General features: G+C 44.5%; 18 protein-coding genes. 17 read left to right on the top strand and 1 reads right to left on the bottom strand.

Annotated elements, in window-relative coordinates:
- The first annotated feature begins 60 nt into the window (after window positions 1-60).
- The 13 genes from glpO (at window position 61) to M1G01_RS06900 (ending at window position 15,355) form a co-directional block, all read left to right on the top strand.
- Entirely contained in the window at window positions 61-1,887 is a 1,827-nt protein-coding gene (gene glpO / locus M1G01_RS06960; protein WP_000395894.1) for a type 1 glycerol-3-phosphate oxidase, read from the top strand.
- Between the two features lie 70 nt (window positions 1,888-1,957).
- Entirely contained in the window at window positions 1,958-2,662 is a 705-nt protein-coding gene (locus tag M1G01_RS06955; RefSeq protein ID WP_247931468.1) for an MIP/aquaporin family protein, read from the top strand.
- A gap of 224 nt (window positions 2,663-2,886) precedes the next feature.
- Window positions 2,887-3,018, top strand: coding sequence for a teichoic acid D-Ala incorporation-associated protein DltX (locus M1G01_RS06950; protein WP_008276434.1), 132 nt, complete (start codon window positions 2,887-2,889; stop codon window positions 3,016-3,018).
- 20 nt (window positions 3,019-3,038) lie between these two features.
- Window positions 3,039-4,589, top strand: coding sequence for a D-alanine--poly(phosphoribitol) ligase subunit DltA (gene dltA / locus M1G01_RS06945; RefSeq protein ID WP_247931467.1), 1,551 nt, complete (start codon window positions 3,039-3,041; stop codon window positions 4,587-4,589).
- Window positions 4,586-5,830, top strand: a complete 1,245-nt coding sequence (gene dltB / locus M1G01_RS06940) for a D-alanyl-lipoteichoic acid biosynthesis protein DltB (protein WP_247931466.1) — start codon at window positions 4,586-4,588, stop codon at window positions 5,828-5,830. The genes dltA and dltB overlap by 4 nt, the downstream gene beginning before the upstream one ends.
- 13 nt (window positions 5,831-5,843) lie before the next feature.
- Complete coding sequence (dltC, locus tag M1G01_RS06935; RefSeq protein ID WP_000351972.1) at window positions 5,844-6,083, top strand: D-alanine--poly(phosphoribitol) ligase subunit DltC; 240 nt, start codon at window positions 5,844-5,846, stop codon at window positions 6,081-6,083.
- Window positions 6,076-7,344, top strand: a complete 1,269-nt coding sequence (gene dltD, locus M1G01_RS06930) for a D-alanyl-lipoteichoic acid biosynthesis protein DltD (protein WP_000919834.1) — start codon at window positions 6,076-6,078, stop codon at window positions 7,342-7,344. The genes dltC and dltD overlap by 8 nt, the downstream gene beginning before the upstream one ends.
- A gap of 142 nt (window positions 7,345-7,486) precedes the next feature.
- Window positions 7,487-9,538, top strand: a complete 2,052-nt coding sequence (gene nt5e, locus M1G01_RS06925) for a cell surface ecto-5'-nucleotidase Nt5e (protein ID WP_216732486.1) — start codon at window positions 7,487-7,489, stop codon at window positions 9,536-9,538.
- A 147-nt stretch (window positions 9,539-9,685) separates the two neighbouring features.
- Complete coding sequence (gene adcR / locus M1G01_RS06920; protein WP_001249328.1) at window positions 9,686-10,126, top strand: zinc-dependent transcriptional regulator AdcR; 441 nt, start codon at window positions 9,686-9,688, stop codon at window positions 10,124-10,126.
- Complete coding sequence (locus M1G01_RS06915) at window positions 10,126-10,830, top strand: metal ABC transporter ATP-binding protein (protein ID WP_247931465.1); 705 nt, start codon at window positions 10,126-10,128, stop codon at window positions 10,828-10,830. The genes adcR and M1G01_RS06915 overlap by 1 nt, the downstream gene beginning before the upstream one ends.
- Window positions 10,823-11,629 (top strand): metal ABC transporter permease, encoded by an 807-nt coding sequence (locus M1G01_RS06910; RefSeq protein ID WP_000950023.1) that lies wholly within the window; start codon window positions 10,823-10,825, stop codon window positions 11,627-11,629. The genes M1G01_RS06915 and M1G01_RS06910 overlap by 8 nt, the downstream gene beginning before the upstream one ends.
- A 9-nt stretch (window positions 11,630-11,638) precedes the next feature.
- Window positions 11,639-13,144 carry a zinc ABC transporter substrate-binding lipoprotein AdcA gene (gene adcA / locus M1G01_RS06905; protein WP_125413854.1) on the top strand — a complete coding sequence of 502 codons (1,506 nt, stop codon included), beginning with the start codon at window positions 11,639-11,641 and terminating at the stop codon, window positions 13,142-13,144.
- A 531-nt stretch (window positions 13,145-13,675) separates the two neighbouring features.
- Window positions 13,676-15,355, top strand: coding sequence for an alpha-L-fucosidase (locus M1G01_RS06900; RefSeq protein WP_247931513.1), 1,680 nt, complete (start codon window positions 13,676-13,678; stop codon window positions 15,353-15,355).
- Window positions 15,356-15,391: 36 nt separating this feature from the next.
- On the opposite strand, the gene M1G01_RS06895 is transcribed toward M1G01_RS06900, so the two are convergent.
- Window positions 15,392-17,479 (bottom strand): GH92 family glycosyl hydrolase, encoded by a 2,088-nt coding sequence (locus M1G01_RS06895; protein ID WP_247931464.1) that lies wholly within the window; start codon window positions 17,477-17,479, stop codon window positions 15,392-15,394.
- A gap of 170 nt (window positions 17,480-17,649) precedes the next feature.
- Here M1G01_RS06895 and M1G01_RS06890 point away from each other — a divergent pair, with 170 nt between their 5' ends.
- The 4 genes from M1G01_RS06890 (at window position 17,650) to M1G01_RS06875 (ending at window position 24,507) form a co-directional block, all read left to right on the top strand.
- Complete coding sequence (locus M1G01_RS06890) at window positions 17,650-18,930, top strand: glycoside hydrolase family 125 protein (RefSeq protein ID WP_247931463.1); 1,281 nt, start codon at window positions 17,650-17,652, stop codon at window positions 18,928-18,930.
- Window positions 18,931-19,019: 89 nt separating this feature from the next.
- Window positions 19,020-21,665 carry an alpha-mannosidase gene (locus M1G01_RS06885; protein WP_247931462.1) on the top strand — a complete coding sequence of 882 codons (2,646 nt, stop codon included), beginning with the start codon at window positions 19,020-19,022 and terminating at the stop codon, window positions 21,663-21,665.
- Window positions 21,666-21,763: 98 nt separating this feature from the next.
- Entirely contained in the window at window positions 21,764-22,633 is an 870-nt protein-coding gene (locus tag M1G01_RS06880) for an ROK family protein (RefSeq protein WP_247931512.1), read from the top strand.
- Window positions 22,627-24,507: a beta-N-acetylhexosaminidase gene (locus tag M1G01_RS06875; protein WP_084944261.1), complete on the top strand. Its 1,881-nt coding sequence runs from the start codon at window positions 22,627-22,629 to the stop codon at window positions 24,505-24,507. The genes M1G01_RS06880 and M1G01_RS06875 overlap by 7 nt, the downstream gene beginning before the upstream one ends.
- Window positions 24,508-24,671: the final 164 nt, after the last annotated feature.

Raw genomic sequence — 24,671 nt, 5'->3', positions numbered from 1 at the left:
TGTTTCTTGATGCAATGATCAGCTTAAGAATGAAACGACTCAGTTAGAAAGTGTGTAAATATGGAATTTTCAAAGAAAACACGTGAATTGTCAATTAAAAAAATGCAGGAACGTACCTTGGATCTCTTGATTATTGGTGGGGGGATTACAGGAGCTGGTGTAGCCTTGCAGGCGGCAGCCAGTGGTCTTGACACTGGTTTGATTGAAATGCAGGACTTCGCAGAAGGAACATCTAGCCGTTCAACAAAATTGGTCCACGGAGGTCTGCGTTACCTCAAACAATTTGACGTGGAAGTGGTATCAGATACAGTTTCTGAGCGCGCGGTGGTTCAACAAATCGCTCCACACATTCCAAAACCAGATCCAATGCTCTTGCCAGTTTACGACGAAGATGGAGCGACCTTTAGCCTCTTCCGTCTCAAAGTAGCCATGGACTTGTACGACCTTTTGGCAGGTGTCAGCAATACGCCAGCTGCTAACAAGGTCTTGAGCAAAGAAGAAGTCTTGGAACGCCAGCCAAACTTGAAGAAAGAAGGCTTGGTAGGAGGTGGGGTTTACCTTGACTTCCGTAATAACGATGCGCGTCTCGTGATTGAAAACATCAAACGTGCCAATCAAGACGGTGCCCTCATTGCCAACCACGTTAAGGCAGAAGGCTTCCTCTTTGACGAAAGTGGCAAGATTACAGGTGTTGTAGCTCGTGATTTGTTGACAGACCAAGTCTTTGAAATCAAGGCTCGTTTGGTTATCAATACGACAGGTCCTTGGAGTGACAAGGTACGTAATTTGTCTAATAAGGGAACGCAATTCTCACAAATGCGTCCAACCAAGGGAGTTCACTTGGTGGTTGACTCTAGTAAGATCAAGGTTTCACAGCCAGTTTACTTTGACACAGGTTTGGGAGATGGCCGGATGGTCTTTGTTCTCCCCCGTGAAAACAAGACCTACTTTGGTACAACCGATACAGACTACACAGGTGATTTGGAACATCCAAAAGTGACGCAGGAAGATGTGGATTATCTACTTGGCATTGTTAACAACCGCTTCCCAGAAGCAAACATCACCATTGATGATATCGAAAGTAGCTGGGCTGGTCTTCGTCCATTGATCGCAGGCAATAGCGCTTCTGACTACAACGGCGGAAATAACGGAACCATTAGCGACGAAAGCTTCAATAGCTTGATTGCGACTGTCGAGGCTTATCTATCGAAAGAAAAATCGCGTGAAGATGTTGAGTCTGCTGTCAGCAAGCTTGAAAGCAGCACATCTGAGAAACATTTGGACCCATCTGCCGTTTCACGTGGTTCGAGCTTGGACCGTGATGACAATGGCCTGTTGACCCTTGCTGGTGGTAAAATCACAGACTACCGTAAGATGGCTGAAGGGGCTATGGAGCGCGTGGTTGATATCCTCAAAGCAGAATTTGACCGTAGCTTTAAACTGATCAACTCGAAGACTTATCCTGTTTCAGGTGGAGAATTGAACCCAGCAAATGTGGACTCAGAAATTGAGGCCTTTGCTCAACTTGGAGTTTCACGTGGTTTGGATAGCAAGGAAGCTCACTATCTCGCAAATCTTTACGGTTCAAATGCACCGAAGGTCTTCGCCCTTGCTCACAGCTTGGAACAGGCGCCAGGACTCAGCTTGGCAGACACCTTGTCCCTTCACTATGCAATGCGCAATGAATTGGCTCTTAGCCCAGTTGACTTCCTCCTTCGTCGTACCAACCACATGCTCTTTATGCGTGATAGTTTAGATAGCATCGTTGAGCCAGTTCTGGATGAAATGGGACGATTCTATGATTGGACCGAAGAAGAAAAAGCAGCCTACCGTGCGGATGTTGAAGCAGCACTTGCTAACAACGATTTAGCGGCATTAAAAAATTAAGAAAAACTAGAAGAGAGGGAGGTAAGCTTTCCTTGCCTTCTCTCTCCTTCTTTTAAATGGAGACAACGATATGATGAAAGAATTATTTGGAGAATTTTTGGGGACTTTGATCCTTATCCTCCTAGGAAATGGTGTTGTAGCAGGTGTGGTTCTTCCCAAAACCAAGAGTAACAATTCAGGATGGATCGTCATCACGATGGGATGGGGGATCGCCGTTGCGGTTGCCGTCTTTGTATCTGGCAAACTTAGTCCTGCACACTTAAACCCAGCTGTGACGTTTGGTGTAGCCTTAAAAGGTGACTTGCCTTGGGCTTCGGTATTCCCATATATCCTAGCTCAGTTCGCTGGAGCGATGGTGGCTCAAATTTTAGTTTGGTTGCAATTCAAACCACACTATGAGGTAGAAGAAAATGCAGGAAATATCCTAGCGACCTTTAGTACTGGACCAGCAATCAAGGACATAGTATCCAACTTGGTTAGCGAAATCCTTGGAACCTTTGTTTTGCTCTTGACAATCTTTGCCTTGGGACTCTATGACCTTCAGGCAGGATTAGGGACCTTTGCAGTGGGGACCTTGATTGTCGGTATCGGTCTTTCACTAGGTGGGACAACGGGTTATGCCTTGAACCCAGCTCGTGACCTTGGACCTCGTATCATGCACAGCATTCTTCCAATTCCAAACAAGGGAGATGGAGACTGGTCTTATGCTTGGATTCCTGTTGTAGGACCTATCCTCGGAGCGGCTCTAGCAGTTCTCGTATTTTCACTTTTCTAAGATAAAAGAGTTATTGGCAACAGAGTTTGAGATGGAAATCTCAGGCTCTTTTTTGATGGCCAAAACATTAATATTTTAACTTATCTTAAAATAAGCTAAAACCAATTTTTAAGTTATGGTAAACAGTTGAAAAAAAGGTTGATAAAGTGGTAAAATGTTAGGAAGATAAGATGCTAACAATACATACTGATAGTTAATAGAAACAATATATTAATGGATAGCTTATGAAAAAACAACGAAATTTACATGTATTCTTAGGCCGGACGGCTCTATATTTTGTAATCTTGCTTGGTTTGCTTTATTTTTTTAGTTACCTTGGTCAGAGCCAAGGCACCTTTATTTATAATGAGTTCTAGTTTAAAGGAGAAGAGGAACAGTGTCTAATAAACCGATAAAAGATATGATTGAAACGATTGAGCACTTTGCTCAAACGCAACCAACATATCCTGTCTACAATGTTTTAGGTCAAGAACATACTTATGGTGAACTGAAGGCTGATTCGGATAGTTTGGCTGCAGCTATCGACCAACTAGGCTTGCCTGAGAAATCTCCAGTCGTCGTTTTTGGTGGTCAGGAATATGAGATGTTGGCTACCTTTGTAGCGCTAACTAAGTCAGGTCATGCCTATATCCCAATTGATAGCCATTCGGCCTTGGAAAGAGTTTCTGCTATCGTAGAAGTTGCAAAGCCAAGCTTGATTATTGCTATCTCAGATTTTCCATTAGAGCAAACTAGCACACCGATGCTGAATTTAAAGCAAGTCCATGAAGCTTTTGCTCAAGCTTCCAGCTACGAGATGACCCATCCAGTCAAGGGAGATGACAACTACTACATCATCTTTACTTCTGGTACGACTGGTAAGCCTAAGGGAGTGCAGATTTCCCAGGATAATCTCCTCAGCTTTACCAACTGGATGATTACAGATAAGGAATTTGCGACGCCAAGTCGTCCACAAATGCTGGCTCAGCCCCCTTATTCTTTTGACCTATCTGTCATGTATTGGGCGCCAACCTTGGCACTGGGTGGTACGCTTTTCGCTCTTCCTTCAGCCATTACTCAGGACTTCAAAAAACTCTTTGCGACAATTTTTTCCTTGCCCATTGCTATCTGGACCTCAACACCGTCCTTTGCAGATATGGCCATGTTGTCAGAAGACTTTAATAGTGAGAAAATGCCAGGAATCACGCATTTCTACTTTGATGGTGAAGAATTGACGGTCAAAACTGCTCAAAAACTGCGCGAGCGATTCCCAAATGCCCGTATTATCAATGCCTACGGACCAACAGAAGCGACGGTAGCTTTGTCAGCAGTTGCCGTCACTGATGAGATGTTGGCGACTCTCAAACGCCTGCCAATCGGCTATACCAAGGCGGATTCTCCGACCTTTATCATTGATGGGGAAGGTAAGAAAGTTCCAAATGGTGAACAGGGAGAAATCATCATTTCTGGACCAGCTGTTTCAAAAGGCTATATGAATAATCCTGAAAAAACGGCAGAAGCTTTCTTTGAGTTCGAAGGTCTTCCAGCCTACCACACAGGGGATGTAGGAACCATGACAGATGAGGGCTTGCTTCTCTATGGTGGACGAATGGATTTCCAGATTAAGTTTAATGGTTATCGCATTGAGCTGGAAGATGTCTCTCAAAACCTCAACAAGTCTCGCTTTATCGAGTCGGCTGTTGCTGTCCCACGTTATAACAAGGACCACAAGGTACAAAATCTACTGGCCTATGTCATCCTAAAAGACGGTGTCCGTCAGCAGTTTGAGCGTGATATCGATATTACCAAGGCTATCAAGGAAGACCTAGCAGATATCATGATGTCCTATATGATGCCGTCTAAGTTTCTCTATCGAGACAGTTTACCACTAACGCCTAATGGTAAAATTGATATCAAGGGCTTGATTAACGAGGTAAACAGTAGATGATGGAGCTTTATAAACAGCTACCTCATTTGGAACCTTATGGTGATCTTCAGTACTTTTTATACGTAATTGCTGCGACTTTACCTATCTTTATTGGTCTTTTTTTCAAGAAACGTTTTGCCTTGTACGAGGTGCTCGTTAGTCTCTTCTTTATCGTCACCATGTTGGTCGGTGGAAAGACGAATCAAATAATCGCTCTTATCCTTTATGTTATCTGGCAAGTACTTCTTGTATCTTTCTACAAAAGGTACAGGAAACAACGGGATAGTAAATGGATATTTTACCTGGTTAGCTTTTTATCCCTATTGCCAATCGTCTTTGTGAAAGTATCTCCTGCTATTCATGGACCTCAATCTTTGTTTGGATTTTTAGGGATTTCTTACTTGACCTTTCGTGCAGTTGGGGTTATCGTTGAGTTGAGAGACGGTGTCATCAAGGAATTAACGATCTGGCAATTCTTACGTTTTCTTCTCTTTATGCCGACTTTCTCAAGTGGTCCTATTGATCGTTTCAAACGCTTCAATGAAAATTACGAGACCATTCCTGAACGGAATGAGTTGATGGACATGCTAGAAGAGGCTGTCAAATATATCATGCTTGGCTTCCTCTACAAGTTTATCTTGGCTCACATTTTAGGAGAGACATTATTGCCTCCGCTGAAAAATTTGGCCTTGCAGACAGGTGGTTTCTTTAACCTCTACGCTTTAGCGGTCATGTACACCTTTGGTCTGGAGCTCTTTTTTGACTTTGCGGGCTACTCTATGTTTGCCTTAGCCATTTCAAACTTGATGGGTATTCATAGTCCTATCAACTTTAACAAGCCCTTTTTGTCAAGGGATTTAAAAGAGTTTTGGAATCGCTGGCACATGAGTCTGTCTTTCTGGTTCCGTGACTTTGTCTTTATGCGGATGGTCATGGTGTTGACCAGAAAGAAGGTCTTTAAAAATCGCAATGTCACTTCAAGTGTAGCCTATATTCTCAATATGCTGATTATGGGATTTTGGCATGGTGTGACCTGGTACTACATCGCCTATGGACTTTTTCATGGGATTGGGCTGGTCATCAATGATGCTTGGGTTCGTAAGAAAAAAGCGCTCAATAAAGAACGGAAAAAAGCTGGAAAGGGTTCCTTACCTGAGAATCGCTGGATTCAGTTGCTTGGCATGGTTGTCACCTTCCATGTCGTGATGGTTTCATTCTTAATCTTTTCTGGATTTTTGAATGATTTATGGTTTAAAAAATAAAAGGATATAAAAAATGGATATCAAATCAGAAGTTATTGAAATTATTGATGAGTTGTTTATGGAAGATGTTTCTGACATGATGGATGAAGATCTTTTTGATGCCGGTGTCTTGGATAGCATGGGAACGGTTGAATTGATTGTGGAGATTGAAAACCGTTTTGACATTCGTGTTCCAGTGACGGAGTTCGGTCGTGATGACTGGAATACGGCTAATAAAATCGTAGAAGGTATTACGGAGTTGAAGAATGCTTAAACGCTTGTGGCTGATCTTCGGGCCTATCTTCATTGCTGGATTTTTGGTTCTTCTACTCATCTTTTTTTATCCAGGTACAACAAGCCATAATCTGACGGAGGAGAAATACTCGGCGGCTTCTGTTAGTGCAGAGAGTTTTAAAGAGAGAAGCCAAAAAGTAAGGGCTCTTACGGATCCAAATATGCGTTTTATTCCTTTTCTAGGGTCCAGTGAATGGATTCGATTTGATAGTGTCCATCCAGCTGTTTTAGCGGAAAAATACCATCGTCCCTATCGTCCTTACTTTCTAGGTCAAGCAGGAGCAGCCTCTCTCAATCAATATTTTGGTCTACAGCAAATTTTGCCAGAAATAGAGAATAAGCAGGCTGTATTTGTGATTTCGCCTCAGTGGTTTACGGAGACAGATTATGAACCCGCAGCGTTTCAGAGATTTTTTAACAGTGACCAATTAACAGCTTTTTTGGGAAATCAATCTGGTGACATTGCTGCAAAGCATGCGGCTATTCGATTGTTAAAGCAGAATCCTAATGTTGCATTGAAAGGCATTGTTCAAAAACTGTCAAAGGGTGAAGAATTATCAGATGTTGATCAGGTTGCTATTGATATTTTTGCGCGATTCAACGAAAAACAATCCGCTCTCTTTGGACAATTCTCCATTCGAGGACAACTCAAGTACAAGGAACACGTGGAGAACTATTTAAAAGATCTTCCGGATCAATTTTCTTATGATGAGTTAGAAAAAATTGTTCGTAAGGACGCAGAAGCAAATACGACCAATAACGATATGGGGATGGAAAATCATTTCTATACGAGAGAGATTCAAAAGGATTTAAAAAAATGGGAAGGGTATCAAAAAAATTACAACTTCCTCAAGTCCTCTGAATACAATGATTTGCAGCTGGTCCTCAATCAATTTGCTAAGTCGAATGTCAATGTGCTCTTTGTCATTCAGCCGGTTAACAAGAAGTGGATGGAGTACACAGGGCTCAGTGAAGAGATGTACCAGCATGCAGTGGAGAAAATTCGTTACCAATTAGAAAGTCAGGGTTTTACCAATATTGCTGATTTTTCAAAAAATGGAGGGGACCCTTATTTTGTTAAGGATACCATTCATCTAGGATGGTTAGGTTGGCTAGCTTTTGATAAGGTTGTCAATCCTTTCTTGACGGATCCGAAACCAGCTCCAGACTACAAGATGAATGACCGCTTCTTTAGCAAGGACTGGGCGACCTATGATGGGAACATCAAAGATTTCAAATAGAATGGTCTAAAAGTTTGGGAATTAAACCCAAGCTTTTTTGTTTAAATGGCGAATATTTAAGATGAAAATAGGTCAAAAGTTTCAAAATTTTTAGAAATAGCGTATAATATAAAAGAGAAAAAGAAAAGAAAGGGATTTTAAAATGAACAAACGTTCTTTGTTACCAGTCTTATCGACAGCCCTGTTAGCTCCAGCCTTCTTAGCTGGACAAGTCTATGCTGAAGAAGCAACGACTCCTGCAGAAAGTTCAGCTGTTGTAGCGACTCCTGCTACGTCGGCGACTCCAGCTCCTGTTGAGAGCCCTGCGGTACCGGAAACTTCGGCAACTTCAGAAGCGGTTGTACCTGCAGAAACTCCGTCAGCTCCTGCTGAATCTACTAAAAGCGAAGAAAAGGACACCGTTATCTTACACACCAATGATGTCCATGGTCGTATTGTAGAGGAAAAGGGAGTAATTGGAGATGCCAAGTTAGCGACTGTCATTGAGCAGGAACGCGCGAAATCAAATCAAACGACTCTCGTCGTAGATGCTGGAGACGCCTTCCAAGGTTTACCGATTTCCAACTCTACAAAGGGTGAAGCACGCGCCGAAATTCTCAATCAGATGCAGTATGATGCCATGGCAGTAGGAAACCATGAGTTTGACTTTGGTTTAGACGAAGCTAAAAAATACAAGGAAATCTTGAAATTCCCATTACTTAGCTCAAACACCTACGTCAATGGTGCTCGTCTCTTTGAAGCTTCTACAATCGTTGATAAAGATAAGACTGTGGAAGGTGATGAGTTTGTTGTAATCGGCGTGACAACACCTGAAACTGCTACAAAAACCCACCCTAAAAACATTAAAGGGGTAACTTTTACAGATCCAATCTCTGAAGTCAATAAGGTCATCGAAGAAGTTCAAGCTAAGGCTCGTGCAGAAGGTAAGGACTACAAACACTATGTTGTGCTGGCTCACTTGGGTGTGGATACCACAACCCCAGTAGAATGGCGTGGTTCAACTTTGGCAGAAGCCTTGTCTAAAAATCCTCGTTTGAAAGGGAAACGCGTAACAGTAATCGACGGTCACTCTCATACAGTAGAATCAACGACTTATGGAGACAATGTTACCTATAACCAAACAGGAAGCTACCTTCATAATGTAGGGAAAATCACCTACAAATCACGTCAGCTTTTGGGCAATCCAACTCAGATTCCGGCTGCTGATGCTAAAAAATTACCAGCCAATCCAACAGTTGAAAAACTAGTCAAAGACATTAAACAAAAATACGATGCTGAAAATGCAGTTGAGATTGTCTCAAACAGCCCTGTAGAACTCAACGGTGATCGTGAAAATGTTCGGGTCCGTGAAACCAACCTCGGAAACGTCGTGGCAGACTCGCTCTATCAGTATGGTCAAACAGGATTTAGCCATCCGACAGACATCGCTGTGACAAATGGTGGTGGTTTGCGTGAAACCATTGCAAAAGGCAAACCGATCACTAAAGGAAATGTCATTGCCGTTCTTCCATTTGGGAATACTATCTCACAAATCCAAGTGACGGGGCAACAAGTTTTGGATATGTTTGAAAAATCACTCGGATCTATCTTGCAGGTCGATAAGGATGGCAAGAAGGTCTTGGATGAGAACGGACAACCATTGCTAGAACCAAGTGGTGGCTTCTTGCAAGTTTCAGGTGTGAAGGTCTACTATGATACCAACCTCCCATCAGGCAAACGTGTCTTGGCTATCCAGGTTAAAAACCGTGCGACTGGTCGTTATGATCTCCTGGACCTCGCAAAAACTTACTATCTTGCAACCAATGATTTCCTAGCTGCGGGTGGTGATGGCTACACGATGTTAGGTGGTGCGCGTGAAGAAGGTCCTTCTATGGATGCAGCCTTTGAAGAGTATCTGAAAACCGCTGATTTGACCCAGTATGAAAAGATCAATCCGAACTCACGGACGATTTCTGTGGATTCTACAACTTTTAGTCTGCCGGTAGAAACGCCTCAAACGAATGCGGCTGCTAATGATGCGACTACAAATGTGCCATTGACTTATGAGGTGGCAAGTCAATTTAGCAAGAAGGCAGTTGTCTCAGAAAAGGCCCTCCCAAATACAGGAAGCGAACAGTCCATCTTCTTGCTCTTGATGGGAATGGTAGCTGGTTTGGCAGGTATCTTATCAAGCCGAAAACCAAAGCAAAAATAGGTTAAATTTCACATCTAGAAGAGTCTAGGGAAACGTTTTTACGCCTTTTTCCCTTGACTCTTTTTTGGTTTATGATATAATTAACCAGTAAAGAATCGGTGGCTATCTATGTTTTTTACGAAAAGATAGCTAGGGAAGGAGTAACACATGAGACAGCTTGCACAGGAAATCGATAACTTTTTAAACGAGGTGATCTTGAGATCTGAGAACCAGCATGAAATTCTAATCGGGCATTGCACGAGTGACGTTGCCTTGACCAATACTCAGGAACACATCCTCATGCTCTTGTCAGAAGAATCCCTAACCAACTCGGAGTTGGCCCGTCGCCTTAATGTCAGTCAGGCGGCAGTGACCAAGGCTATCAAATCTTTGGTCAAAGAGGGCATGTTAGAGACATCCAGAGATCCAAAGGATGCGCGTGTGATCTTTTATCAACTGACAGAGCTAGCTCGACCGGTGGCAGAGGAACACCACCATCATCATGAACACACGCTCTTAGCCTATGAACAAGTAGCAAGTCAGTTTACTCCAAATGAACAAGAAGTGATCCAGCGGTTTTTAACTGCTTTAGTAGGAGAAATCAAATAATGCGGTATATTACAGTAGAGGACTTGTCTTTCTATTATGACAAAGAGCCTGTCCTCGAGCACATCAACTACAGTGTTGATAGCGGGGAGTTTGTCACCTTGACTGGTGAAAATGGAGCTGCCAAGACAACGCTTATCAAGGCGAGCCTAGGCATCTTGCAGCCAAGATTTGGTAAGGTAACCATCTCAAAGACAAATACTCATGGGAAAAAACTTAGGATAGCCTATCTTCCCCAGCAGATAGCTAGTTTTAATGCTGGTTTTCCAAGTACAGTTTATGAATTTGTCAAGTCGGGTCGCTATCCGCGAAAGGGCTGGTTCCGTCGCTTGAACGCCCATGATGAGGAACATATCAAGGCCAGTCTAGACTCAGTTGGTATGTGGGAACACCGTAACAAACGAATTGGTTCCCTTTCGGGAGGGCAAAAGCAACGAGCAGTGATTGCCCGGATGTTTGCTTCTGACCCAGATATCTTTGTCTTGGATGAGCCAACGACAGGGATGGATGCGGGAAGCAAAAATGAATTTTACGAACTCATGCACCATAGTGCCCACCATCATGGCAAGGCTGTTTTGATGATTACCCATGACCCTGAGGAGGTCAAGGACTATGCGGATCGCAATATTCATCTAGTTCGTAACCAAGATTCGCCATGGCGTTGTTTCAACGTTCACGAAAGCGATCAGGAGGTGGAACATGCTTAGTTTGTTATCTTATGATTTCATGCAGCGTGCCTTCTTGGCGGTCATTGCCATGAGTCTCTTTTCTCCAGTTCTTGGGACCTTCCTTATCTTACGTCGTCAGAGTCTCATGAGTGATACCCTCAGTCACGTTTCTCTATCAGGAGTAGCCTTTGGTCTGGTTTTGGGAATTTCTCCAACCATTTCAACCATTGCCATTGTCTTGATCGCTGCGGTCTTTTTGGAGTATCTCCGGACAGTCTATAAGAACTTTATGGAAATCGGAACTGCCATCCTCATGTCAACAGGACTTGCAGTGTCTCTGATTGTCATGAGTAAGGGGAAAAGTTCGAGCTCCATGAGTTTGGACCAATATCTCTTTGGTTCGATTGTGACCATTAGCCAGGAGCAGGTGATTTTCCTCTTTGCCATTGCTGCGGTCGTTTTACTCTTGACTTTCTTATTCTTGCGACCAATGTATATCCTGACCTTTGATGAGGACACGGCCTTTGTGGATGGCTTGCCCGTTCGTACCATGTCTATCCTCTTTAACATGGTGACAGGGGTGGCCATTGCCCTTATGATTCCTGCAGCAGGAGCTCTTCTGGTATCGACCATTATGGTCTTGCCAGCTAGTATTGCCCTTCGTCTGGGGAAAAACTTCAAATCCGTTATGTTACTAGCCAGCGCTATTGGCTTTTTGGGAATGGTGGCAGGACTTTATATTTCCTACTATGCGGAAACCCCTGCCAGCGCTAGTATCACCATTATCTTTGTAGCTGTCTTTTTGTTAGTCAGTCTACTGAAACGTTTTATCAAATAGGAGAATGAAATGAAAAAACTGAGCTTACTACTAGCTAGTCTATGTGCCCTGTTTTTAGTGGCTTGTTCCAATCAAAAACAGGCAGATGGGAAGCTAAATATCGTGACAACCTTTTACCCTGTCTACGAATTTACCAAACAAGTCGCAGGAGATACTGCTAATGTAGAACTTCTCATCGGTGCTGGTACAGAACCCCATGAGTACGAACCGTCTGCCAAGGCAGTTGCCAAAATCCAAGACGCAGATACCTTTGTCTATGAAAATGAAAATATGGAAACTTGGGTTCCAAAATTGCTAGAATCCTTGGATAAGAAAAAAGTGAAAACCATCAAGGCAACAGGTGATATGTTACTTTTGCCAGGTGGTGAGGAAGAAGAGGAAGGGCATGATCATGGTGGTGAAGGTCACCATCACGACTACGATCCCCACGTTTGGCTTTCACCAGCACGCGCCATCAAACTGGTAGAGCATATCCGTGACAGCTTGTCAGCAGATTATCCTGATAAAAAAGAGACTTTTGAGAAGAATGCAGCTGCCTACATTGAAAAATTGCAAGCATTGGATAAGGCTTATACAGATGGCTTATCTCAAGCGAAACAAAAGAGCTTTGTGACCCAGCACGCTGCCTTTAACTATCTTGCCTTGGACTACGGTCTCAAGCAAGTATCCATCTCAGGTCTCTCACCAGATGCAGAACCATCAGCAGCACGTTTGGCAGAATTGACAGAGTATATCAAGAAAAACAAGATTTCTTATATCTACTTTGAAGAAAATGCTTCACAAGCCCTCGCCAATACACTCTCAAAAGAAACAGGTGTCAAACTAGACGTGCTCAATCCGCTAGAAAGTCTAACAGAAGAAGCAACCAAGGCTGGTGAGGACTATATCTCCGTGATGGAGAAAAACCTCAAGGCTTTGAAACAGACAACGGACCAAGAAGGACCAGAAATCGAACCAGAGAAGGAAGAAAACACTAAGACAGTTCACAACGGTTACTTTGAGGATGCAGATGTCAAAGATCGTACCTTGAGTGACTATGTTGGCAACTGGCAGTCAGTTTATCCTTTCCTTGAGGATGGAACCTTTGATCAAGTCTTTGACTACAAGGCTAAGTTGACTGGTAAGATGACCAAGGATGAGTATAAGGCCTACTATAGAAAAGGCTATCAGACAGATGTGACTAAGATCAACATCACTGACAACACTATGGAATTTGTTCAAGGTGGTCAAAGCAAGAAATTCACCTATAAGTATGTCGGCAAGAAAATCTTGACTTATAAGAAAGGCAATCGTGGCGTGCGCTTCCTCTTTGAAGCGACAGATGCGGATGCTGGACAGTTCAAGTACGTTCAGTTTAGTGACCACAATATCGCCCCAGTCAAGGCAGAACATTTCCATATCTTCTTTGGAGGTACTAGCCAAGAAGCCCTCTTTGAAGAGATGGATAACTGGCCAACCTACTACCCAGATAACCTATCTGGTCAAGAAATCGCCCAAGAAATGTTGGCGCATTGATGCAAGAGAGAATCCCGCAAATCTGCGGGATTTTTTGCTAGAAACGATTATCTGAGTAGGTTGTGGGCGCTATAGTACTACAGCTGTGCTGTTCACAATGTGATAAAGAGGTCATTTTCTACTGGCTGATTCTCACTAGCTGGCGAATGCAAAAGCTACGATTGTACAAATTATAGAATCTTTTCAGGGGATTTAGGAAGGGAGCTTAGTCATATTGACGCTGCTATCGCTTTTTGTTATAGTCAAGGAGAGAGCGGTCTGGAACACTAGTTTATTCACAGTCTGTGGATAAGTCTAGGGGAAAATGACATATAACTCAGGGTGTTGAAGCACCCTGATACTAGTTCCGTACATTAGTAACTTGCTAGAGAGCTAGTAGAAACCCTAGTACAGAGCTGTTTGACAAAGGTCTGTTTAGGGTGAAGGCCTCTAAGTCTAAGAGCTGGATTTTGGAGAAACTAGTTTTTAGGCATGTTTTCTTATCCACAAGTTGTGGATAATTTTGTGAACAAGAGAAAGAGATGTGAGATGATGACGAACATAAAACCGCATGGACCATTACCAAGTCAGGCCCAGCTGGATTATTTAGAGGATGAACTAGCTGCCTTTATCCATTTTGGTCCCAATACCTTTTATGACCAGGAATGGGGAAGTGGGCAAGAGGATCCTATGCGTTTTAACCCGACTAAGTTGGATGCGCGTGAATGGGTTCGAGTGCTTAAAGAAACGGGTTTTAAAAAGCTGATTTTGGTGGTGAAGCACCACGATGGCTTTGTTCTCTACCCGACAGCCCATACAGACTATTCGGTCAAGGCTAGCCCTTGGAGGGATGGAAAAGGGGACTTGCTCCTTGAGGTTTCCAAAGCTGTAACTGAGTTTGACATGGATATGGGAGTGTATTTGTCTCCTTGGGATACTCACAGTCCCCTCTATCACGTGGAGCGAGAAGCGGCTTACAATGCCTACTATCTGGCTCAATTGAAGGAAATCTTGTCAAATCCTGCCTATGGGAATGCCGGTAAGTTCACTGAGGTGTGGATGGATGGTGCTCGAGGCGAAGGGGCCCAGAAGATCAACTATAAGTTTGAGACCTGGTTTGAAACCATTCGTGACTTGCAGGGCGATTGTTTGACTTTCTCAACTGAGGGAACTAGTATCCGCTGGATTGGAAATGAACGGGGCTATGCAGGGGATCCCTTGTGGCAAAAAGTCAAGCCAGACCAGCTAGGAACAGAAGCGGAATTAGATTATCTACAGCACGGAGACCCCTTTGGGACGCTATTTTCCATCGGTGAGGCAGATGTTTCTCTTCGGCCAGGCTGGTTTTACCATGAGGATCAGGATCCCAAGTCTCTCGAGGAGTTGGTCGAAATCTACTTTCACTCGGTAGGGCGGGGAACTCCACTCTTGCTTAATATCCCACCGAACCAAGATGGCCTCTTTGATGAGAAGGATATCCAGCGTCTCTATGAATTTGCTACCTATCGTGACGAGCTCTATAAAGAAGATTTGGCTTTGGGAGGCAAGGTATCTGGCCCTGCTCTATCACCAGACTTTGCTTGTCATCATCTGATAGATGGACTAGAGACTAGTTCTTGGGCAAGTGATGCAGAGTTGCCAATCCAATTAGAGCTCGATTTAGGATCTCCTAAAACTTTTGATGTGATCGAGCTGAGAGAAGATTTGAAGTTGGGGCAACGCATCGCTGCTTTCCATGTTCAGGTAGAGTTGGATGGTGCCTGGCAGGAGTTTGGCTCTGGTTATACTGTTGGCTACAAACGTCTCTTACGAGGATCAGTCGTTGAGGCGCAGAAGATACGCGTGACCATTACAGAGGCACAGGCTTTGCCTTTGTTGACCAAGATTTCACTCTATAAAACACCTACCTTGTCGAAAAAAGAAACTGTTCAGCAACTAGAGTTTTCAGAAAAAATTCTCGCTGTGACCAAGGGAGAAAATGTCCACTTTACAGTGAAGCGCATAGAATCTAGCAGTCCTTTAGAAGCTAAGATTTCGATTCAACCAGGGACGGGTGTGCATGGTGTCGCTTATCGGGACGAGATTCAAGTCCTTGCGTTTCAAGTTGGCGAGATTGAAAAAAGGCTGACGATACCAACCTTGTATTTTGTAGGAGATAAAAGCTTAGATTTTTATCTGAATTTGACGGTAGATGGTCAGCTTGTTGACCAGCTTCAGGTCCAAGTTTCATAAAAGAAGAACCTTTGCGCGATGCAAAGGTTCTTTTGGTTATGAGTGATTTGGCAACCAGCTAAGTGTAAAGGTCAGTTGCTCAGCTTTCAAGAGGTCTTGGTGTTGAAGGCTAGATACTATGTTCTTGTCCAATCGGCATTCTTTGACAAAGTTGAAATGGCTGTGGTTTTGCTCGGCATGGATATCCAGCCATTTATTTTCCTTAGCCAGGTAGATACGGAGGTGATCAAAGAGAGGGATGCCGAGGTCGTAACTGGGTTTTCCTGGACAGGTCGGATAGAATCCGAGAGCTGACCAGATATACCAAGCAGAGAGACTGCCATTGTCCTCATCGCCAGGATAGGCTTGCCAGCTGGGGTGAAAGGCTTTCTGACGTATCGACTTGATGAGTAGAGCAGTGTAGTCTGGATAGTTGCTATAGCGAAAGAGATATGGAATGTGGAAGCTAGGCTGGTTGGAAATGGCGATTTGCCCAAAAGGAGCGGTAGCCATCTCGCTCATCTCGTGAATCTCGTAACCATAGCCAGTCGTCTCAAAGAGAGGAGCGTCCTGACAGGCTTTCAAAAGATAATTGCTGAAGGCTTCTTTTCCACCCATAAGCTGGATTAAGCCTGGGATGTCATGGAGGACGCCTAAAGTCGCTTGAATGGCAGAGCATTCGGCGTAGTCGCGTCCCCAACTATAGGGAGAGAAGTCAGGGCGGAAGTTGCCTTGGCTGTCTCGCGCACGCATGTAACCTGTCTTAGCGTCAAATAGATGGCGGTAATTTTGAGACGCAGTTCTATAAGTTTCCGCGATGTCATTCTGACCAAGCTTTTCGGCACAGCTAGCGATACAAAAGTCACTATAGGCGTAGTCTAGAGTGTGGCTGACGCTTTCGTGGTGGTCGGTAGAGAGGTAGCCAAGCTCTTGGTATTGGGTTAGTCCGTGGCGACCATTGATGCCGAGAGGGTCGGACTTGCTGGCTGTTTCAAGCATGGCCTGGAGGAGTTCTTCTTCTAGGTCGGGGGCCATGTCCTTGCAGGCGCTATCTGCGATAATGCCATCTAAAAGGGTACCAGGCATCATACCCCGTTCGTCTGGAGCTAGCCATTTTGGAAGGAATCCAGTATCGCGGTAGCTATTGAGAAAGCCTTCTAAAAAGAGACGATAGTGTTCCGGTATGATAAGGGCAAAGAGGGGAAATGTGGTGCGGAAGGTATCCCAGAAACCATTGTTGCTAAAGAGGACACCGGGCTTGACAGTACCAGTAGTCATATCCATGTGGATGGCTTGCCCTGACTCGTTCACTTCATAAAAAGTCTGCGGGAAGAGGAAGAGTCTGTAGAGGCAGTGGTCAAAGAAGGTCCGGTCAGCCTCTCCTGTCTCTAGTATGTCAAAACGATGGAGGAGATTTTCCCAGTCCGCTTTCGCACTTGCTTTACAGCTATCAAAGTCCGTTTGAGGTAGATTAAGCAGAGCTTGAGAAGGCGATATGAAAGAAGTTGCTAGTTGAATCTCGGCTTGACTGCTTGCTAAGTCAATTCGCCAGTCTCCCTCTTCTTGTGTGACAGCAAGAATATCCGTATTTATTTGTAGGGCGGTGAAGAGTTTTAGCGTATTTTTGTTTGTCTCTGTTTTTCCCTCTTGACGCAGAGCAAGAGTCCGCTTATCTACTTGCTCTACGGTCAGTTCATCTCCTGCGTGAAGATAGAGGGAGAGGGCTTTGCCTTGCTTTTGCTCCAAACGAATAGAAGCACCGTAGCAAGTTGGAGTAAGCTGGCTTTCAATCTGATAGCGCAGGGAGAAAATCTTCAGATAATGAGGTTGGAAAGAGGCCTTATCCATATCATAGGAAGATTGGCGGTGGAAGAGGCTGTCTCCGCCCAGTTGGCCTGTGACAGGTGTCAGAAGCAGCCAAGAGTAGTCCCCAATCCAAGGGCTGGGCTGGTGGGTTAATCGAATCCCCTGAAAGATAGGCAGATGCGGATCGAAAAACCAAGCTCCTTCCTGGTCACTGGTCTGGGGTACAAAGTAATTCATCCCAAAAGGAACGCCTGCGTAAGGCAGGGTATTTCCACGAGAAAAGGCATGCTTACTGGCAGTTCCAAAGCGGGTATCGATGGTTTCAAGTAGTGGTTTCATAGTCTTTCCTTTAGCTGTTTTTCTACATTATATCAGAAAAATGAGACCTTTAGATATGGGGTTCGAAAGTAAGCAATTTTGTAGAAAAATGACTATCATTTGTGTATGTATTTTCTGTCTCAAAAACTATATACTGAACATGAAACTTGTTTGAAAGAGGAAACTGCACGATGATTTATTCGAAAGAAATTGTTAGAGAATGGCTGGATGAAGTAGCAGAGCGGGCTAAGGACCATCCGGAGTGGGTGGATGTCTTTGAGCGTTGCTATACTGACACCTTGGACAATACGGTTGAGATCCTAGAAGATGGTTCAACCTTTGTACTCACAGGAGATATTCCTGCCATGTGGCTTCGGGATTCGACTGCCCAACTCAGACCCTACCTTCATGTGGCTAAAAGAGATCCTCTCCTGCGTCAGACCATTGCAGGTTTGGTTAAGCGTCAGATGACCTTGGTGCTCAAGGATCCTTATGCCAATTCCTTTAACATTGAGGAAAACTGGAGGGGTCACCACGAGACTGACCATACCGACCTTAATGGCTGGATTTGGGAACGCAAGTATGAGGTGGACTCGCTTTGCTATCCTTTGCAGTTGGCTTATCTCCTTTGGAAAGAGACTGGCGAGACCAGTCAGTTTGATGAGACTTTTGTCGCAGCGACCAAGGAAATCCTTCACCTATGGACAGTGGAGCAAGACCACAAGAATTCTCCTTATCGTTTTGTCCGTGATACGGACCGCAAGGAAGACACCTTGGTAAATGATGGCTTTGGACCTGACTTTGCGGTGACAGGTATGACTTGGTCAGCCTTTCGACCGAGTGATGATTGCTGTCAGTATAGCTATTTGATTCCATCCAATATGTTTGCAGTCGTTGTCTTGGGTTATGTCCAAGAAATCTTTGCAGAACTAGATCTAGCTGATAGCCAAAACATCATCGCAGACGCTAAACGTCTGCAAGCAGAGATTCAAGAAGGAATCGAAAACTACGCTTATACCTCCAACAGCAAGGGTGAAAAGATTTACGCCTTTGAAGTGGATGGTCTAGGAAATGCTAGCATCATGGATGATCCAAACGTACCAAGTTTGTTGGCTGCGCCTTATCTGGGTTATTGCGACATTGAAGACGAAGTGTATCAAGCCACTCGTCGCACCATTCTCAGCCCTGAAAATCCCTACTTCTATGAAGGAGAGTACGCAAGTGGACTCGGAAGTTCCCATACCTTCTATCGCTATATCTGGCCCATTGCCCTATCTATCCAAGGTTTGACAACAAGAGATAAGGCAGAGAAGAAATTCTTACTCGATCAGCTGGTTGCCTGCGATGGTGGCACAGGTGTCATGCATGAAAGCTTCCACGTGGACGACCCAACGCTTTACTCACGTGAATGGTTTTCTTGGGCCAACATGATGTTCTGTGAATTAGTCTTGGATTACCTGGATATTCGTTAAGGAGCGCGCTTTAGTTTCACCGATTCGTGTCAGAATCACACCTTTACATTTAAAACGTTAAAATTTAAATTTAGAATGAGGTTTAACTCATGGAAAATGTTGTTGTACATATTATCTCACATAGTCACTGGGATCGTGAGTGGTACTTGCCTTTTGAAAGCCACCGGATGCAGTTGGTGGAATTGTTTGACAATCTTTTTGATCTCTTTGAAAATGACCCTGAGTTCAAGAGCTTCCACTTGGATGGCCAAACCATTGTCCTTGATGACTATTTGGAAATTCGCCCTGAAAATCGTGACAAAGTCCAAGGTTACATCGACCAAGGCAAACTCAAAATTGGTCCCTTTTACATCTTGCAGGATGATTACTTGATTTCCAGCGAAGCCAATGTTCGCAATACCTTGATTGGTCAAGCAGAATGTGCAAAATGGGGCAAATCCACTCAGATTGGTTACTTCCCAGATACCTTTGGAAATATGGGACAAGCGCCTCAAATCCTTCAAAAATCAGGCATTCACGTGGCAGCCTTTGGCCGTGGTGTGAAGCCGATTGGATTTGACAACCAAGTTCTCGAAGATGAGCAGTTTACTTCCCAGTTTTCAGAAATGTACTGGCAGGGTGCAGACGGAAGTCGTGTCCTCGGTATCCTCTTTGCCAACTGGTATAGTAATGGGAATGAAATCCCAGTTGATAAGGATGAGGCCCTAACTTTCTGGAAACAAAAACTGTCAGACGTGCGTGACTACGCTTCGACCAACCAATGGTTGATGATGAACGGATGTGACCACCAGCCTGTACAGCGAAATCTGAGCGAAGCCATTCGTGTGGCAAATGAACTCTTCCCAGATGTGACCTTTGTGCATAGTTCCTTTGATGACTATGTCCATGCAGTAGAAAGTGCCCTACCAGAGCAGTTATCAACGGTTACAGGTGAGTTGACAAGTCAGGAAACAGATGGCTGGTACACACTTGCCAACACTTCTTCTTCACGCATTTACCTCAAACAAGCTTTCCAAGAAAATAGCAACCTCCTAGAACAAGTAGTGGAACCATTGACTGTCATCACTGGTGGTCACAACCATAAGGACCAGTTGACCTATGCTTGGAAAGTTCTTCTACAAAATGCTCCGCATGACAGTATCTGTGGCTGTAGTGTGGACGAGGTTCACCGTGAGATGGAAACACGTTTTGCCAAGGTTAACCAAGTTGGAAACTTTGTTAAGACCAATCTTCTCAATGAGTGGAAGGGCAAAATCGCAACCCACGAAGCCCAAAGCGACCATCTCTTTACCGTCATCAACACAGGCTTGCACGACAAGGTTGATACGGTCAGCACAGTGATTGATGTAGCGACTTGTGATTTCAAGGAATTGCACCCAACAGAAGGCTATAAGAAGATGGCAGCCTTGACCTTGCCAAGCTACCGTGTCGAAGACTTGGAAGGGCATGCTGTAGAAGCGAAAATCGAAGATCTGGGAGCTAACTTTGAGTATGATTTGCCAAAAGACAAGTTCCGTCAGGCTCGTATCGCTCGACAAGTGCGCGTGACAGTACCTGTTCATCTGGCACCACTTTCTTGGACAACCTTCCAATTGCTCGAAGGAAAACAAGAACACCGTGATGGTATTTACCAAAATGGAGTAATTGATACGCCATTTGTAACGGTCAGTGTGGATGAAAACATCACGGTCTACGACAAGACAACTCATGAAGCGTATGAAGATATTATTCGCTTTGAAGACCGTGGTGACATCGGAAATGAGTACATCTATTTCCAACCAAAAGGAACAGAGCCTATCTACGCAGAGCTGAAAGGCTATGAAGTCCTGGAAAATACAGCACGTTTTGCTAAAATCTTGCTCAAGCATGAATTGACAATTCCAGTAAGTGCAGACGAAAAACTGGATGCGGAACAAAGAGGCATCATCGAGTTTATGACGCGTGAAGCAGGGCGCTCAGAAGAATTGGCAACCCTTCCTCTGGAAACAGAGATGACCGTCTTTGTTGACAATCCACAAATCCGCTTCAAGACTCGCTTTACCAATACTGCCAAGGACCACCGTATCCGTCTCTTGGTTAAGACTCATAACACGCGTCCAAGCAATGACTCTGAAAGCATCTATGAGGTAGTAACACGACCAAACAAACCAGCTGCTTCTTGGGAAAATCCTGAAAATCCACAACACCAGCAAGCCTTCGTCAGCCTTTATGACGATGAAAAAGGGGTGACAGTGGCTAATAAAGGACTGCACGAGTATGAAATCCTTGGAGACGATACCATTGCTGTGACCATTCTTCGTGCCTCAGGTGAGTTAGGTGACTGGGGTTACTTCCCAACACCAGAGGCTCAGTGCTTGCGCGAGTTTGAAGTCGAGTATACACTTGAATGCCACCAAGCAGGGGAACGCTTCTCCGCTTTCCGTCGTGCCAAAGCCTTCCAAACACCATTCACTAGTCTTCAAGTTGCTAAACAAGAAGGAAGTGTGGCAGCGACTGGTAGCCTCTTGAGCCATGCGGCGCTCAGCTTGCCACAAGTCTGCCCGACAGCCTTTAAGGTAGCTGAAAATGAAGAAGGATATGTACTTCGTTACTACAATATGAGTCAAGAAAATGTGCGTATATCAGAACACCAACAAACCATTTTGGACTTGCTTGAACGACCATATCCAGTTCATTCGGGACTTTTAGCACCACAAGAGATTCGCACAGAATTGATTAAAAAAGAAGACATTTAATAGTTTTAAAGTGTTTGATAACTAATACTATGAGATAGAAAGGAGGGGCGAAAGAGTAAGGATGAACTACTGATTCGCCCCTTTTTATGGGAAGAACAATGACCATTGCAACCATTGATATCGGAGGGACTGGGATTAAGTTTGCCAGTCTGACTCCTGATGGAAAAATACTAGATAAGACAAGTACTCCAACGCCAGAAAACTTGGAGGCTTTACTGACATGGTTAGACCAACGCTTGTCAGAGCAAGATTATAACGGCATTGCTATGAGTGTTCCAGGCGCGGTCAATCAAGAAACAGGTGTGATTGAGGGAATTAGTGCCGTCCCTTACATCCATGGCTTTTCTTGGTATGAGGCCCTTGCTCATCATCAGCTACCCGTCCATCTAGAAAATGATGCCAACTGTGTTGGACTTAGTGAACTGCTAGCTCATCCAGAGATTGAAAATGCAGCCTGTGTCGTGATTGGGACAGGAATTGGCGGTGCCATGATTATCAATGGCAAACTTCACCGAGGTCGCCACGGCTTGGGAGGAGAGTTTGGCTACATGACAACTATCGAGCCTGCGGAAAAGCTCAACAACTGGTCGCAACTAGCGTCAACTGGAAATATGGTGCGATACGTGATTGAAAAATCTGGTCAGACTGACTGGGACGGACGCAAGATTTACCAAGAGGCCGCAGCTGGCAATGTTCTTTGTCAAGAAGCCATTTTGCGTATGAACCGTAATTTGGCTCAAGGTTTGCTTAATATCCAGTATCTCATCGACCCAGATGTCATTAGTCTGGGAGGCTCCATCAGTCAGAATCCAGACTTTATCCAAGGTGTCAAAAAAGCTGTCGATGAATTTGTCGAAACCTACGAAGAATACACGGTCGCACCAGTTATCCAGGCCTGCACCTATCACGCAGACGCCAATCTCTACGGTGCCCTTGTCAACTGGCTACAGGAGGAAAACCAATGGTAGTTTTTACAGGACTTAGTCCTAAACAAACTCAGGCAATCGACTTGCTGACAAAACATATCTCTTTACCAGATGTGGAAGTTGCAGTCGCTCAGTCTGACCAAACGTCTATCTCGATTATAGGTCAAGGTGGACACTATCAACTAACCTATCGCAAACCTCACCAACTCTACCGCGCCTTGTCAGTGCTAGCAACAGCTCTAGTAGAAGGTGATAAGGTAGCGATTGAGGAGCAGGCGGCTTATGAAGATTTAGCCTACATGGCAGACTGTTCTCGCAATGCAGTTTTGAATGTGGCTTCTGCCAAACAGATGATTGAAGTCTTGGCTCTCATGGGTTACTCAACCTTCGAGCTCTACATGGAAGATACCTACCAGATTGAGGGGCAACCTTACTTTGGTTACTTCCGCGGGGCTTATTCAGCAGAGGAGTTGCAGGAAATCGAAGCCTATGCCCAGCAGTTTGATATGACCTTTGTGCCTTGTATCCAGACCTTGGCCCACTTGTCAGCCTTCGTCAAATGGGGTGTCAAAGAAGTGCAAGAACTCCGTGATGTAGAGGACATTCTCCTTATCGGTGAAGAAAAGGTTTATGATTTGATTGACGGGATGTTTGCCACTCTGTCTAAACTGCAGACACGCAAGGTCAATATTGGGATGGACGAAGCTCACTTGGTTGGTTTGGGGCGCTACCTCATTTTGAACGGTGTTGTGGACCGTAGTCTCCTCATGTGCCAACACTTGGAGCGTGTGTTGGATATTGCAGACAAGTATGGTTTCCACTGCCAAATGTGGAGTGACATGTTCTTCAAACTCATGTCAGCAGATGGCCAGTACGACCGCGATGTGGAAATTCCTGAGGAAACTCGTGTCTACCTAGACCGTCTCAAAGACCGTGTAACCTTGGTTTACTGGGATTATTATCAGGACAGCGAAGAAAAGTACAATCGCAATTTCCGCAATCACCACAAGATTAGCCAAGATATTACCTTTGCAGGTGGTGCTTGGAAGTGGATCGGTTTTACACCCAACAACCATTTCAGCCATCTCATCGCTATGGAGGCCAACAAAGCCTGTCGTGCTAATCAGATAAAAGAGGTCATTGTAACGGGTTGGGGGGACAATGGTGGAGAAACTGCCCAGTTTTCTATTCTACCAAGTCTGCAAATCTGGGCAGAACTCAGCTACCGCAATGACCTCGACCGTTTGTCTGCACACTTCAAGACCAATACGGGTCTATCGGTTGAGGACTTTATACAGATTGACCTAGCTAACCTCTTGCCAGACCTGCCAGATAATCTCAGTGGTATCAATCCCAACCGCTATGTCTTTTATCAGGATGTTCTTTGTCCGATTCTTGACAGGCACGTGACACCTGAACAGGACAAACCACACTTCGCTCAGGCAGCTGAGACGCTTTCTGAAATCAAAGAAAAAGCAGGAAATTATGCTTACCTCTTTGAAACTCAGGCCCAGTTGAACCAGATTTTAAGCAGTAAAGTGGATGTGGGACGACGCATCCGTCAGGCCTACCAAGCGGGTGATAAAGAAAGTCTGAGAGAAATCGCAAGACAAGAATTACCAAAACTCAGAAGCGAGATTGAACACTTCCATGCTCTCTTTAGCCACCAATGGTTGAAAGAAAACAAGGTCTTTGGCTTGGATACAGTCGATATCCGTATGGGCGGACTCTTGCAACGGTTCAAACGAGCAGAAAGCCGCATCGAAACTTATCTAGCAGGGCAGATTGACCGCATCGACGAGCTAGAAGTTGAAATCCTACCATTTACTGACTTCTACGCAGACAAGGATTTCGCAGCAACTACAGCCAACCAGTGGCATACTATTGCGACCGCATCGACGATTTATACGACTTAATACTCTTCGAAAATCTCTTCAAACCACGTCAGCTTCGCCTTGCCGTATAGATGTCACTGACTTCGTCAGTTTTATCTGCAACCTCAAAGCAGTGCTTTGAGCAGCCTGTGGCTAGCTTCCTAGTTTGCTCTTTGATTTTCATTGAGTATAAAAACAAGAACAGT

The sequence above is a fragment of the Streptococcus oralis genome (assembly GCF_023110055.1).
Lineage (GTDB): Bacteria > Bacillota > Bacilli > Lactobacillales > Streptococcaceae > Streptococcus > Streptococcus oralis_BY.
This window is presented reverse-complemented; position numbering and strand designations above follow the sequence as displayed.